This is a genomic window from Pseudomonas sp. 21LCFQ02, assembly GCF_024129895.2.
GTDB lineage: Bacteria > Pseudomonadota > Gammaproteobacteria > Pseudomonadales > Pseudomonadaceae > Aquipseudomonas.
This window is the reverse complement of sequence record NZ_CM178749.1, coordinates 1,471,085-1,484,412: the sequence shown is the minus strand read 5'-3', so window position 1 is coordinate 1,484,412 and position 13,328 is coordinate 1,471,085. Positions and strand designations below refer to the sequence as shown.

The window sequence follows — 13,328 nt, the reverse complement described above, 5'->3', positions numbered from 1 at the left end:
CAGGTCCGTTGGCATGATCCAGCTCACTCAACGCCCGCTGTTCTGCCCCACCAGCAACGCCCCAAACCCCACCAGCAACCCGCCAAATGCCCGGTCGACCCAGTGCCTTACCCCCAGCAGCCACTCACGCAAGGCGCCGGCCGAAAAGCACATCGCAACCAGTGCAAACCAGGCCATATGCGCCAGCGAGATGAACGCGCCATAGCCGATCTGCGTCGCCAGTGACGTATCAGGCCGCACCACCTGCATGAACAGGCTGACGATGAAGATCGTGGTTTTCGGGTTCAGTGCGTTGGTGAGCAAACCGGTTCGCAATGCCATTGCGTCGGACATCGAGACGGCTGCTGCGGTCGCCACTGCGCCGGGCTTGGCGAGTAACATCTTCACACCGAGGTAGACCAGGTAAGCGGCGCCAGCCAGTTTGATGGCATTGAACAGCCAGAGTGACTGCTGAATCAGCAGCCCCACGCCGACCAAGGTGTAGCTGACATGCACCAATACGCCCAGGCCAATACCCAACGCGTTGACATCCTCCCCGCCCTAAAGGGCCGGGATTCCCACAACTGGACGCTCATGCCCGAGCGCGAGAATGTTCTTTGCGGCGTTGACGTCGCGGTCGTGGGTGGCACCGCACCCACAACAAGTCCATTCCCTTATTCCAAGCCCTGCGATACCTCTCGGCCTCGAGTCCGGCAATTGCTTGCAGCTCGAACAGGTTTGGGTGGTGTTTCTCTCGCTGACAACCTTGAAAACCGTGCCTGCGTGATCGCATTTGTATTCCAGCATGGTTTTCAATTGGCCCCAGCCGGCGTCCAGAACCGACTTGGCCATCCTGGTTTTCGCGAGTTTCAGTGAGTTCACATCGCCCACCACAATGACGCCACAACGCGCGACCAGCGCGTTGCTGAACTTATGCAGGGCATCCTTGCGGCGGTTCGCAATCCTGGCGTGAATCGCCCGCACACGAGCCTTCTTGCCGGCACGCTGGGCCGTGCCCAAGGCTCTTTCCAGATCCCGGTAGAACCTGCCGCTTTCAAGGCGATCACCGTCGCTGCAGGTGGCCGTGGTTTTCAGTCCGAGGTCGATACCCACTGCATCCTGGCCTGGCGATAACTGGCGGTCGACCTCGACCACGACGTTGAAATACCAGCGTCCACGGCTGTCCTCGTTGAAGCTACCGGATCTGAATTTAAAGCCCGCCAGGCCGTAGCTGTCCCAGACCTTGAAGTGCTGTTTGTTGAAGACGACCTGGCCGTTTTTCCAGACAGCAGCGCCGGCCTTGAGGGGCACCCAGCCCAGGCTGCGCCGGGCGCCGCCGGAGCAGCGCCAGCAAAGCTGGCGCTTTTTGAACTGCTTGCGCCGTGTGACATATTCGTCGGCAACAGCCTGCACCGATTGGCTGTGCAGTCCCAGGTCTTTGCCGGCCCCGTTGGTGTACTTGTGAATGTCGAACGCCGACAGAAAACGACCACGCTCACGAATCGAGCGACTGCTCAACTCGTTTACGTAGTTCCACACAAAATTCACAGCACGAGAAGCTTCACGCAGCTGCGCTGCGTGCTTGTCTCGCACTCGAACCTTGAGGGTTTTGGTCGCTTTCATTTCAGTCATGAAACACAGAATAGGGGCGGTTTTTGGGATGTTAACCCCTATGACCGCTTCGCGGTGGCGCTTTCATCCCCCACCTGAAGGAAGGGGCTTTTCGCGCCAGCTTGGTAAATACCCCGGCGCGGCGCGACAGCATCAGGCTGTTGCGGGTCACCATCGCAAAGTCCGGGCCGGGGCTGATCACCGCCAGCAAGGTAATCGTGATTACAGCTATCCATTCGGTCATGGCTTATCCTGTCGTCATCCATAAAAGCGCGATGCTAACCGGGGTTCTGGCGGATGATTAACGATGTTTTCTGACCGTAATGGTGAGTCAGACTCACCATTTTGCGAAGCTCGCCTGCCCTCGCTGTTGGCTCTGCGTTGTTTCGAGGCCGCTGCCCGGCATGAAAACTTCACCAAGGCGGCCACCGAGTTGCACCTGACCCACGGCGCGGTCAGCCGCGCCGTGCGCTTGCTCGAAGACGAACTGGGCCTGGCGCTGTTCGAACGCCGTAGCCGCCGGGTATTTCTAACCCAAGCCGGGCGCAAGCTGGCGCGGGCGGTGGGCGATGGCCTTGGCGTGATCCGCCAGTCAGTGGCCGAGTTACAGGCCAGTGCCCGCCAGCAGCGGCGCTGGGTCTTGTCGTGCGAGCCAACCTTGCTGATGCGCTGGCTGATTCCGCGCTGGCCGGCCTTTCAAGCAAGGCATCCGGGCATCGATATGCACCTGGTTGCCGGCGGCGGGCCGTTTTCGTTCAGTAGCGGTATTGATCTGGCAATCCGCCGCGATGACTTCTGCTGGCCAGACAATTATTGTGCCGAGCCGTTGTTTGTGGAAAAAGTCGGACCGGTCTGCCGCCCGGACAAACTGGCGGCCTGGTTCAACACGGACAAACCCGCTGCTGCACTGCGCAGCGATGCGACCTGCCTGCACACTCGCACCCGGCCGCAAGCCTGGGCCGAATGGGCCACGGCTGCCGACCAAACGTACCCCGAGCCGCCGGGGCAAGTGTTCGAGCATTTCTATTTCAGCCTGCAAGCTGCGGTAGCCGGCCTTGGCGTGGCGATCGGTCCTTGGCATCTGGTGCGCGACGACCTGGCCAGCGGCGTACTCATCGCGCCTCTGGGCTTTGTCGAAGACGGCTCGCGCTATTGCCTGCTGTCGCCGCAGCCACTGCAAGCCGGCAGTTTGCAGGCTGATTTGCTGGAGTGGTTACGGGGGTTGGCCTAAGGGATAGCTTTGGAACCCCTTCTTCGCAGCTGAAGCTGCTCCTACGGGATCAGATGTTGCTGCGAGCGCCCACCGGGCCGCAGCGTACAGGACTCAAACCAGGCTGTTGGCGCAACGCTCGCCCTGTACAAAACATCTCAGGTTATCCAGCGTCACTTCGGCAATCTGATCCAGTGCCTCACGGGTGAAAAAGCCTTGATGGCCGGTGATCAGCACATTGGGAAATGTGGTCAGGCGCAGGAACACTTCGTCGTCGATACGATCGCTGGAGCGATCATGGAAAAACAGCTGGCTCTCTTGTTCATAGACGTCGATGGCCAATGACCCGAGCTGCCGCGATTTGAGGGCTTCGATCACCGCCAGGGTGTCGATCAGTGCGCCGCGCGAGGTGTTGACCAGCATGGCGCCGGGCTTCATTTGGGCCAGGGTTTCGGCGCGGATCAGATGGCGAGTGGTGTCGCTGAGCGGGCAATGCAGGCTGACGATGTCCGCTTCGGCCAGCAGTTGACCCAGCGTCACGTACTCACCCACGCCGCTGAAGACGGCGGTTTCAAACGGGTCATAACCCAGCACACGGCAGCCAAAGCCCTTGAAGATCCGCGCCGTGGCCAGGCCGATCTGCCCGGTGCCGATAATGCCCACGGTCTTGCCGTGCAGGTTGAAGCCCAGCAGGCCTTCGAGCATGAAATTGCCTTCACGCACCCGATTGTAGGCGCGATGGGTATGCCGGTTGAGGGTCATGACCAGTGCCAGGGTGTGCTCGGCGACCGCTTCGGGCGAATAACCGGGCACTCGCGCCACGAACAGCCCGAGGCGCCCCGCGCTTTCCAGATCGATGTTGTTGAAGCCTGCGCACCGCAGCAGGATCGCTTTGACACCGAAGCCTGCCAGCGCCTCCAGCACGGCGGCATCCAGTTGGTCGTTGACGAATACGCAAATGGCATCGTACCCCTGCGCGAGCCTGACCGTGTCGCGGTTCAAGGTCGGTGTCAGGTAGCTCAGGGCGACCTCACCGGCCAGGCAATCGCGTTGCAGGGCCTCATCAAAAAACCGTTGATCGTAGGGTTGAGCACTCAATAGAGCGAGTTTCATGGGCAGTTCCTTCTGTAGGCCACGCAGCTCAGCCCTGAATGGCCCTCAAGGCAGGCTAAACCAGCCGACGCAACGCCTTAGTGATGCAGATCAATAACGCCCTGCCACCTGTCGATAGAGTCCTGCGTGTCAGTAGCCGGGTACGTCTTTTGCTTCAAAAAATGAGCAGGAAAAAACTCCAATTGGCCGAAAACTGTTCCACAGGCCACAACCCGCATCATAGAGAGCTTCAAGCCAACGGAAGGCGATTATCGACGGATCAGTATTGACCATTCGTTCAACTAACGCTGTTTTGCGCCATCAACTTTTCGTCGGCTGCGACGATAAGGTCTATCAACCGCTTGGCAACCACTGCATGAATCAGTGGATCAAATAATTTGAGGCTCGAAGGACTATGCTCAAGAATGCCCCCCTGCGCTTAAAGCTGCTGCTGATACTGTTACTCCCCTCGCTCGGTTTTTTGTGGTTCGCCACCAGCAGCGTGGTGGAGAACACCCGAATTCTGCAAAGCATGGACAGCACCGTACGAGCCACGGCCATCGCGCAGAAAATCAGCCAACTGATTACCACCTTGCAGCGCGAGCGGGGCGCCAGCGGCGTTTATCTGGGCAGCAAGGGCAATTCGATGCGTAACGAGCTGGCAACCATGCGCCAGAGCGTCAACCAGTCACTGGCGGCCGTCAGGGCAATGTCGACCGAAGGCGTCGGCGAATTGAACAATGCACTGGGTGCGCTCGATGGCCTGCAGGCCTTGCGCAGCCAGGTCGACGCACTGGGCATCCCCAGCACCGAGTCTGGCGCCCGTTATACCGAGGCCATCCAGAAGCTGATCGGCTTCACCCATTCTCTTGAAGCGCGGATCAACGATCCAGAGATCATTCACGCCCTCAGTGCCCTGAATCAGTTCATCGAAATGAAAGAGCGCGCCGGGCGCGAGCGGGTCGTGCTGGGCCTGGTGTTCAGCCAGAACAGCTTCGACGCCAACCTGCTGTCGCGTTTCAGCCGCAACCTGGGCGAATTTACCGCCTATTCGGAAAACTTCCGCCGCAAGGCGCCAGGTGAACTACTGCAGCAACTCGACGAGCGGATGAAAGATGCCAGCGCCGTGGAAGTCGGCCGCCTGCAACGCCAGGCATTCGAATTGCCACTGGGCACCGCGCTGGGGGTAAAGCCCGAATCCTGGTTTGAAACCTCCACCCGCCGCATCGACCTGATGGGTGAGGTGGAGAACAACCTCAGTCAGAAGGTCGCCATACTCGCCCAAGAGGCACGTGACAGTGCCAGCCAGGTCCTGTGGCTGACCATCACTGCCGTGCTGATCTCGCTGCTCGCAGTGTCGGCCCTGGCCTACCTGATCATCCATAACATCGACCTGGCAGTGCGTGATGTGAATGGCGTACTGCTCAAGCTATCGCAGCGTGATCTCACCGCCCGCTCCGGCTACCAGAGCCGTGATGAATTCGGCCAGATTTCGGCCAACCTCAACAGCATGGCGGTGGAAATCACCAACATCATCCAGGAAATCAGCAACGCCACGGCGCAGGTCGCCACCGCGGCCGAAGAGTCGTCGGCGGTCACCGTGCAGACCAGCCGCAGTGTCGAGCAGCAACGCCAGAGCACTGAACTGGTGGCCGCAGCCATTACCGAGATGAGCACTACAGTGCGCGATGTGGCGCAAAGCACCAGCGATGCCGCGCAGATGTCGCAGCAGATCAACCAGAGCACCATCGATGGTCGCAGCGAAGTCGCGAACACCATCGAGCTGATTCACCAGTTGTCCGGCCAGGCCGAGGAAACCGCGAAAATCATTGGCGAGCTGAAACAGGAAAGCGATTCGATTTCTTCGGTGCTTGATGTCATTCGTGGCATCGCCGAGCAGACCAACCTGCTGGCCCTTAACGCCGCCATTGAAGCAGCACGCGCCGGTGAAGCCGGTCGCGGCTTTGCCGTGGTCGCTGACGAGGTGCGCAGCCTGGCGCAGAAAACCCAGCAGTCGACCGGCAGCATCCAGCAGATGATCGCCAACCTGCAGAACGGCTCGGACCGTGCCACCCAGTCCATGCAGCAGACCCTAGGTAAAGCCCAGGCCGGCGCCAGCAACATCGTACGTGCCGGTGACCTGCTCGACGAAATCGCCGAAGGCGTGGGCCGCATCAGCGACCGTACGATCCAGATCGCTTCGGCGGCCGAAGAGCAGAGCGCGGTGGCCGATGACATCAGCCGCAACGTCAACGAGATCAACGACCTGGTCATCCAGGTCAGCGCCGGTGCCCAGCAGACCGCGGTGACCAGTCAGGAACTGGCACGCCTGGCCGAGCATCAGCAGCACCTGGTGAACCGCTTCAAGGTCGCCTGATTACGCCTGCTATCTGGTGGCCGGAGGCTTACCCTCTGGCCGCCAACAGGTGGCTGATCTTCACTTCTACGGCCTTGTCCTGAAAGCGCCGGGCAGCCGCCTCCAGCTTCTGGTCGGCACGGGTCACCCGGTTATGGTGGCGCAGGTGCTCCAGCCATGACTCTTCAAAGAAGTACTCCGTCCAGCAACGCGGATTCTCACTGTCCTGCATCAGCCCCCAGGAAAATGCCCCGTTGCGCTTGCGCATGCGGCTGACCGCCTGCATGGCCTGGTGGAACTGGGCAGCATGCTCAGCCGCGATGCAGTATTGCACGGTGATCATCACCGGCCCGCGTTCGGCACTCATCTGCTCGTCGAGAATCGGGGTCGGCCAATGCAACGAAGGCTGCTGCTCTTCAATCTGGCCGGTCGGCAGCGGGAAGCGCCCGCGCAGCGCCAGCCCGAGGGTCAGCACCACTGCACCGCCAATAAACGCAGCGCTCATCGATACATGACTGGCCAGCGCTCCCCAGGCCGCCGCGCCAGCGGCAGAACAGCCGAAGAACACCAGAATGTACAACGACACCGCACGCGCCCGCACCCAGGGCGCGACGCTGGTCTGCACCGCCACCTGCAGGTTGCTGAGCACCGCGATCCAGGCCATGCCGCTGATCAGCATGACCGGCGCCAGGCCGACAATCGAACGAATCCAGGCCAGCCCCAACAGCACAGCGACATACACCAGACTGGCACCGAGCACGATGGTGTCGGGGCTGAACCGGGCCCGCAGGCGCGGCAACTGCATGGCGCCAAAGATCGCCCCCGCACCTACGCAGCCCAGCAGAATCCCGTAATCCAGCGCACTGCCGCCGATCTCGCGACGGACCAGCAAAGGCAGCAAGGCCATGCCCACTACCGCACCACTGAAGAACGCGGCGGTACGCACCAGCACCGCACGCAACGGCTGTGAGCCACGCGCATAACGCACCCCGGCACGCATCGCGCCCAGCCAGCGCTCGGCAGGCAGAACGGAAGGCTCCGGCCGATGGCGCCAGGCCAACAGGGCAATGATCACCGCCAGAAACGAGGCGCTGTTCAGCGCAAAGGTCAGCCACGGACCACTGAGGCTGACCAGCACCCCGGCAATGGCCGGGCCGATGGCGCGGGCGACGTTCATCGCCAGGCTCGACAGCGCCACCGCCGCCGGGACGTCTTGTCGATCAACGATCTCCGGCGCCAACGCCGACCAGGCCGGCATCATCAGCGCACTGCCAATGCCCATGGCAAAGGTCAGCAGCAGCAATAACGTCACCGTCATCTGCCCGCTCAGGGTCAGCAAGGTCAGCACCAGCGCCACAGCGGCCATCCACAACTGCACGATCAACAGATAACGCCGCTTGTTGACGATATCGGCCAGCGCCCCGGCCGGCAGCGCCAGCAAGAACACCGGCAAGGCCCCGGCAACCTGCACCAACGCCACGGCCTGGGGGCTGGCCGACAGGCTGGTCATCAACCAGCCGGAACCGACCTCGTGCATCCAGGTGCCGATATTGGAGGCAATGCTGGCCAGCCACAGCCAGAGAAAGACTTTTACCTGCAAGGGCTTCCAGGGTGAGGCGGTCGGCGGGCGGGTGGCGGTCATGGTTCACTCGACAGTTCAGTAGGCCGGCTGAGCAGCCGGAAAAGCTTCCACTATCGCTGTAGGTCAGCCCGCCAGCTTGCACGCATGTGCCCAATTGCCCCACATGCAAGAGCGCACATCCACGCAATTATTCGCCGGCCAATATCGCCATAGTCAGGCCCGGTTTCCCAACGAGTGCCTGCCATGCCCCTGCCCCGACTCTCCAGCCAGGCTGCGGCCCGGTTGCTGGACCTTGGTTTGCTGTTGATGCGGGTGTGCGCCGCATTGTTGATGCTCAAGCTCCATGGCCTGCCCAAGCTGCTCAACTGGAGTAGCGAGCTGCAGCACATCGACGACCCGCTGGGCCTTGGCCCGCACATAACCCTGCTGGCAGCGCTGTTCGCCCAGCTGCTGTGCCCGCTGTTGATCGCTCTGGGCATCGCCACCCGTCTGGCCTGCCTGCCGATCCTGTTCCTGCTGCTGGTGGCCTTGCTGGTGGTGCACCCGGACTGGAGCCTGGAACAAGGCCAGTTCGGCTGGCTGTTCGTGACTCTGTTTGCCGGGCTGGCACTGACCGGGCCGGGTGCGCTGGTGGTGAGGTTGCCCGGTCAGCGCTGAAAGGTCTGCCCCAGACTTTCCAGGCGCATCGCCAGCGGCGGCAGGCGCTGGCTGCTCTGGGCCAGGACGCTGATATTGTCGGCGGTGTATTCGGCAATGTCCTGCACCGCAATCAGCTGTTTAGCAATGGTCTGGCCCAGGCAAGAGTGCTCGTCGGTGGTGGCGGCGATCAGACCGTTGAGTTCGCTGATCGAGCCAATGCCGACGCCCACGGCCTTGAGTGATTCAGCCGCACGCTGGCTGTCCTGCACACAGCGGTCCACACCCTGGCGGCTGCCCTGCATGGCCGTGGCCGCTTGACGGCTGTCCTGCTGCAGGCCACTGATGATGCCCTGAATTTCCTGGGTCGAAACCGCCGTGCGCTGGGCCAGGCTGCGCACCTCATCAGCCACTACGGCAAAACCCCGGCCCTGCTCGCCGGCCCGCGCCGCCTCGATGGCCGCGTTAAGCGCCAGCAGGTTGGTCTGCTCGGCAATGCTGCTGATCACATCCAGCACCGTGCCGATCTGTTGAGACTGGCTGGCCAGGGCCTGAACGGCCTTGTCGGTCTGGTTGATCGAGCTGGCCAGTTCGAGTATCTCGCGCTGCGCCCGGTCTACGCTGGCGCGACATTCGGCGACCTGCTCGCGGGCATCGCCGGCTTGCTGGACAGCTTGCCCCACATGCACGGAGATATCGCTGATGCCCTCGCCCATGCGCTGCATGGCGTCGGTCATCCGGGCAATCTCGGTCAGCTGTTGTTTGGCGCCGCTCTCCAGCGAGGTGCTGGCCTGGGCCAGGTCGTTACCCAGCTTGCCCAGCCCTTGGGTGTCACGCACCACACCCTCGACCATCCCGCTCAGTTGTTGCAGGAAGCTCTCGAAACGCTGAACCAGCGGTACATGCAGACGGTTGCGCGACACACCGGCGTCGCCGGAGGTCAGTTTTGATGCGGTAACCAGCATCTTGTCGAGCATGTCCTGGCTTTCTGTGGCTTCGGCATGGATGTGACGGGCCAGGTACATCAGGATCACGGTTTCGACCACCACATACAGGGCATGCACCATAACCGCGCCCCAGCCACCATTGTGGTGCATGACGTACACCGGGAAACCGGCGTGATGCAGGGCATGAAACAGCACATGGTGCACCGCAATAATCAGTGCCGCTGCCAGAATCGGCAGCCAGTCGCGGTAAACCGTCAACACCGCCAACAGCACGAAGATGCCGAAATGGACTTCGATCATGCCGCGGGCCTGGTTGATATGCAGGGCCGCCAGGACCATGAAGCCCACCGCAAAACAGCAGCGGAGCAAGCGGGTGCCGCTCAGGCTTCTGTGCATGACGCTCAGCAGCAGCGCGACCCCGCCACCCACGACAATCGCCTGGCCAAAGGTGTCATACCAGAACGCCAGACCCAGGGAGGTGGCAAACAACAACCAGATCAGGCTGAGCATGATGCGGTCAGCCTTGCAGTAGTAATCGTGAAAACGTGGAGCACCCGTCATGCCTACTCTCCCGACTTCATTACCAAAGATCAGATGCTTGACCACAAACGGCCGCAAATGCCTGACCACTCCATCGGCATGCCAGTCTGGGAGAATAGCGCAGGCCGGACTTTTGAATGTGTCAGCGGGCCATCAGCCGTCGTTTTTCGCCGATAAGGTCGTTTTCATATTCAGGCCACCAACAACAAGGCCCGCAAAAAGCGGGCCTTGTTGTTACGCGATGTAGTTACGCGACTAAACAGTCTTCTTAGAAGACGTTGATCGGGTAATCAACGAAGATCCGCGTTTCGTTACCTTCGCGGTTGTAGCCTTTGGCATCTTCGGACACGCGCAGGAACGAGTTACGCAGACGCAGCGACAGGTCCTTGGCTGGACCGCTCTGCACCACGTAGGTCAGCTGGCTGAAGATTTCACGCTCTTCGCCACGACCATCGTGCACGCCGTCGTCGATGTTGGTGCCACGTACGTAGGCAGTCTTGTAGCTCAGGCCAGGCAGCACCAGACCGGACAGGTCGACGCCGTAGGCCACTTGCCAGGAGCGCTCGTCCTTGCCGTTGAAGTCCGACCAGTAGGAGTTGGCCAGGTAGATGGAGTTACCGCCATCACCGTAGCTGCCCGCGCTCTTGTAGAAGCCGTAGTCGTAGCCGGTTTCACCGCTGCTGCGCTGGTGCGCCAGGGTGAAGCTGTGAATGCCGACAGCCCAGGTGGCAGCCAGGCTCCAGATCTTGTTGTCACGCGCGTCATCGGCCGCTGCGTAGTCACGATCCAGTTTGGTCTTGTAGCCGTTGAAGTCCAGAGTCAGCGACTGGTCTTGCGGCAGCGCGAACACGTAGTTCAGGTTCACGTATTGCTTCTTGCCCGAGTCTTCGTTGTCGGCAGCGTAGTAAGCCGCGCTGAAAGCGTCGTTGAACTTGTACTTGGCACCCCAGACATTGATGCTTTTCAGGCCACCGCTGTCATGGCCAGTGGCGCTCTTGCGCACTTCACTGGTGAAGCGACCGGCAACCACTTCCAGGTTTTCGATTTCCTGGGAAGTGATGTAAGTACCGGTGAAGCTCTCTGGCAGCAGACGACCGTTGTCGTAGCTCAGGACCGGCAGCGCTGGCTGTTGGTCGCCGTACTTGATCACGGTGTTGGAGATCCGCGCCTTGACCGCAGCACCAAAGCGGGCCAGGTCATCAGCGGCCTGACCGCTGTCGCCTTGCTTGAAGAAGTCGATACCACCTGCGCCGCTACGGCCTTTGCCGCCGTCCAGACGCACAGCGTAGTAGCCGAATGCATCGACACCGACACCCACGGTGCCTTGGGTGAAGCCGGAGCTGAAGGTACCCATGAATGCCTGGCCCCACTCGGCCGGGTCCTGAGCGCTGCTCGGCGTGTCTTTGTAATCGCGATTGATATAAGCGTTACGCAGGTTCAGGGTCAGATGGCTGTCTTCGACGAACCCCTTGGAATCGGCCTGGCTTTGCGCCATGACCTGAGTGGCGCTGAGAACGCCCAGTGCGAGTACGCCAATACGTTTGTTAAGCATCTTGTTTTCCCTATGTGCGATTGAATAACGCGCTGTGGCCGCAACCCCCCCTCGGGTTGCTCTGGGCTTTGCAGGGGTCGAATCGATATCGATCCGCTGAAAACCGCACGAAATCATCGCAGTGGACTACTGATGCATTTACATGACGACTGACCACAGCCGCTGGGGGCAGGATGCTAGTCCTGCGCCGCCGGGGTGTCAAACGCGCAAAGGCTTGTTCCAGAGCCATTAAAGCGTAAATGAGAATCAGTCTTTAAGAATGGCAAGCAACTCTTGCAGCTCTGCTTCGCTGAACAAGCCATGTGGATAACGCTGTAACAGCATTGTCATCCGGGCATCGGGCTCGGGTTTGGCAACCCGGGTCAGGCGCAACCAGTCAGCCATGATCTGTCGAGCCTCGCTACTGGCAGAAAGACCCCGCGTCGAGTACGGGTTGATACCTGCGTTCATAGTGGGACAACCTCTTGGTTCATGAGCGGGCAAATTTACGGGGGCTTTGTTACAGCCAAGCGAATCGCCCAGCCGCCCATCCGAATAATGGCCATTTGGTTTGGAGCCAAATGTGACCGCGTATTACTCACAAAAAGCCCATCCGAGGATGGGCTTCTCTCACCAAAAGCACAGCAAAAACAGGACCAACTCGCGTGCGACTCAGGCGTCCTGGTAGCGTGGAGCCGGCTGCTGCTGGGTCAGGCAGTGAATATTGCCCCCGCCAAGCAGCAGTTCACGGCCCGGCACCATGACCACTTCGTGTTCCGGAAATACACGCTGGAGAATTTCCAGCGCGGTGGCGTCCAGCGGGTCGTCGAACGCGGGGGCAATGATGCCGCCATTGACGATCAGGAAGTTCACGTAGGAGCCGGCCAGCCGCACCGAAGGATCGCGCTCCTGGCTACCGTGCACCTTATCGACACCCGCGCACTCTTCGGCAGTGGCAAAAAGCGGCCCAGGAATCGGCATCTTGTGCACGACGAACGCTCTGCCACGAGCATCACGGCTGTTCTCCAAGACCTGCAAGGCAGCTTGGCAACGGGGGTAGTTGGGGTCTTGCGGATCGTCGGTCCAGGCCAGCAGCACTTCGCCCGGACGGACGTAGCAGCAGAAGTTATCCACATGGCCGTCGGTTTCATCGTTGAACAACCCGTCGGGCAGCCAGATGACTTTGTCGACCCCGAGGTTGTCGCTCAGTACCGCCTCGATCTGCTCGCGGTTCAGGTGCGGGTTACGGTTGCGGTTGAGCAGGCACTCTTCGGTGGTCAGTACCGTGCCTTCGCCGTCGACATGAATCGAGCCGCCTTCGAGCACGAAGCCCGGCGTGACGTAGCGTGCACTGCGCTCGATACCGAGGATCTTGCCGGCCACTTGCGAGTCGCGGTTCCATGGCCAGTAAAGGCCACCGTCGAAGCCGCCCCAGGCGTTAAAGTCCCAATCGACGCCACGCACTTCGCCGTGCTGGTTGATGACGAAGGTCGGGCCGGTGTCACGTACCCAGGCGTCGTCGTTACTGATCTCTACAACCCGGATGTTGGGTACATCCAGAGAGGCCACGGCGTTGTCGTATTGCGCGGCTGAAACGCCGACGGTGACGGGTTCGAAGCGGGCGATGGCTTTGGCCAGTTCGACATGCGCGGCCTGCACCGGTTTGCCGCCCAGGCGCCAGTTATCGGGGCGCTCGGGCCAGATCATCCAGACCTGGGTTTGCGCGGCCCATTCGGCGGGCATGTGGAAGCCGTCGGCGCGGGGGGTGCTGTTGAGTGTGGTCATGGTTATCAGGACTCCAGAGAACCGTCGAAGTTCGAGGGTTTTATCACCATAGCAAGAGC

The 13,328-nt window shown here is 60.9% G+C and carries 10 protein-coding genes and 2 pseudogenes; 3 read left to right on the top strand and 9 right to left on the bottom strand.

Annotated features, from left to right (window positions below):
• Nucleotides 1-27 precede the first annotated feature (27 nt).
• From NJC40_RS06935 to NJC40_RS06925, 3 genes and pseudogenes are all read right to left on the bottom strand, one after another.
• Nucleotides 28-528: pseudogene (locus NJC40_RS06935) on the bottom strand (LysE family transporter); the annotation flags it as partial.
• Between the two features lie 12 nt (nt 529-540).
• Complete coding sequence (locus NJC40_RS06930; protein WP_492180512.1) at nt 541-1,602, bottom strand: RNA-guided endonuclease InsQ/TnpB family protein; 1,062 nt, start codon at nt 1,600-1,602, stop codon at nt 541-543.
• 106 nt (nt 1,603-1,708) lie between these two features.
• Nucleotides 1,709-1,834 (bottom strand): annotated as a pseudogene (locus NJC40_RS06925) (LysE family translocator); the annotation flags it as partial.
• A gap of 63 nt (nt 1,835-1,897) precedes the next feature.
• On the opposite strand from NJC40_RS06925, the gene NJC40_RS06920 reads away from it, so the two are divergent.
• Nucleotides 1,898-2,821, top strand: a complete 924-nt coding sequence (locus NJC40_RS06920; RefSeq protein ID WP_253142735.1) for a LysR family transcriptional regulator — start codon at nt 1,898-1,900, stop codon at nt 2,819-2,821.
• A 93-nt stretch (nt 2,822-2,914) separates the two neighbouring features.
• Here the strand turns inward: NJC40_RS06920 and NJC40_RS06915 are convergent, their stop codons facing one another.
• A complete protein-coding gene (locus tag NJC40_RS06915) occupies nt 2,915-3,913 on the bottom strand; it encodes a 2-hydroxyacid dehydrogenase (protein WP_253142734.1) in 999 nt (332 codons plus the stop codon).
• A 394-nt stretch (nt 3,914-4,307) separates the two neighbouring features.
• Here NJC40_RS06915 and NJC40_RS06910 point away from each other — a divergent pair, with 394 nt between their 5' ends.
• Nucleotides 4,308-6,269, top strand: a complete 1,962-nt coding sequence (locus tag NJC40_RS06910; protein ID WP_253142733.1) for a methyl-accepting chemotaxis protein — start codon at nt 4,308-4,310, stop codon at nt 6,267-6,269.
• A gap of 28 nt (nt 6,270-6,297) precedes the next feature.
• On the opposite strand, the gene NJC40_RS06905 is transcribed toward NJC40_RS06910, so the two are convergent.
• A complete protein-coding gene (locus NJC40_RS06905; RefSeq protein WP_253142732.1) occupies nt 6,298-7,890 on the bottom strand; it encodes an MFS transporter in 1,593 nt (530 codons plus the stop codon).
• A gap of 183 nt (nt 7,891-8,073) precedes the next feature.
• Between NJC40_RS06905 and NJC40_RS06900 the strand changes: the two genes are divergently transcribed.
• Nucleotides 8,074-8,487, top strand: coding sequence for a DoxX family protein (locus tag NJC40_RS06900; protein WP_045485781.1), 414 nt, complete (start codon nt 8,074-8,076; stop codon nt 8,485-8,487).
• Here the strand turns inward: NJC40_RS06900 and NJC40_RS06895 are convergent.
• The 4 genes from NJC40_RS06895 to aguA all read right to left on the bottom strand — a co-directional run bounded on the left by NJC40_RS06895 (nt 8,478) and on the right by aguA (nt 13,269).
• Complete coding sequence (locus NJC40_RS06895; protein ID WP_253142731.1) at nt 8,478-9,974, bottom strand: methyl-accepting chemotaxis protein; 1,497 nt, start codon at nt 9,972-9,974, stop codon at nt 8,478-8,480. The two genes, NJC40_RS06900 and NJC40_RS06895, sit on opposite strands and share 10 nt — an antisense overlap.
• A 247-nt stretch (nt 9,975-10,221) precedes the next feature.
• Nucleotides 10,222-11,505 (bottom strand): OprD family porin, encoded by a 1,284-nt coding sequence (locus tag NJC40_RS06890; RefSeq protein WP_253117042.1) that lies wholly within the window; start codon nt 11,503-11,505, stop codon nt 10,222-10,224.
• 246 nt (nt 11,506-11,751) lie between these two features.
• Nucleotides 11,752-11,955 (bottom strand): hypothetical protein, encoded by a 204-nt coding sequence (locus tag NJC40_RS06885; RefSeq protein ID WP_253142730.1) that lies wholly within the window; start codon nt 11,953-11,955, stop codon nt 11,752-11,754.
• Nucleotides 11,956-12,156: 201 nt separating this feature from the next.
• Complete coding sequence (gene aguA, locus NJC40_RS06880) at nt 12,157-13,269, bottom strand: agmatine deiminase (RefSeq protein WP_253142729.1); 1,113 nt, start codon at nt 13,267-13,269, stop codon at nt 12,157-12,159.
• Nucleotides 13,270-13,328: the final 59 nt, after the last annotated feature.

Excerpts from the sequence above, each read along its gene's own strand:
- NJC40_RS06930 (WP_492180512.1), bottom strand. The coding sequence starts at position 1,602 with ATGAAAGCGACCAAAACCCTCAAGGTTCGAGTGCGAGACAAGCACGCA.
- NJC40_RS06920 (WP_253142735.1), top strand. The coding sequence starts at position 1,898 with ATGTTTTCTGACCGTAATGGTGAGTCAGACTCACCATTTTGCGAAGCT.
- NJC40_RS06915 (WP_253142734.1), bottom strand. The coding sequence starts at position 3,913 with ATGAAACTCGCTCTATTGAGTGCTCAACCCTACGATCAACGGTTTTTT.
- NJC40_RS06910 (WP_253142733.1), top strand. The coding sequence starts at position 4,308 with ATGCTCAAGAATGCCCCCCTGCGCTTAAAGCTGCTGCTGATACTGTTA.
- NJC40_RS06905 (WP_253142732.1), bottom strand. The coding sequence starts at position 7,890 with ATGACCGCCACCCGCCCGCCGACCGCCTCACCCTGGAAGCCCTTGCAG.
- NJC40_RS06900 (WP_045485781.1), top strand. The coding sequence starts at position 8,074 with ATGCCCCTGCCCCGACTCTCCAGCCAGGCTGCGGCCCGGTTGCTGGAC.
- NJC40_RS06895 (WP_253142731.1), bottom strand. The coding sequence starts at position 9,974 with ATGACGGGTGCTCCACGTTTTCACGATTACTACTGCAAGGCTGACCGC.
- NJC40_RS06890 (WP_253117042.1), bottom strand. The coding sequence starts at position 11,505 with ATGCTTAACAAACGTATTGGCGTACTCGCACTGGGCGTTCTCAGCGCC.
- NJC40_RS06885 (WP_253142730.1), bottom strand. The coding sequence starts at position 11,955 with ATGAACGCAGGTATCAACCCGTACTCGACGCGGGGTCTTTCTGCCAGT.
- aguA (WP_253142729.1), bottom strand. The coding sequence starts at position 13,269 with ATGACCACACTCAACAGCACCCCCCGCGCCGACGGCTTCCACATGCCC.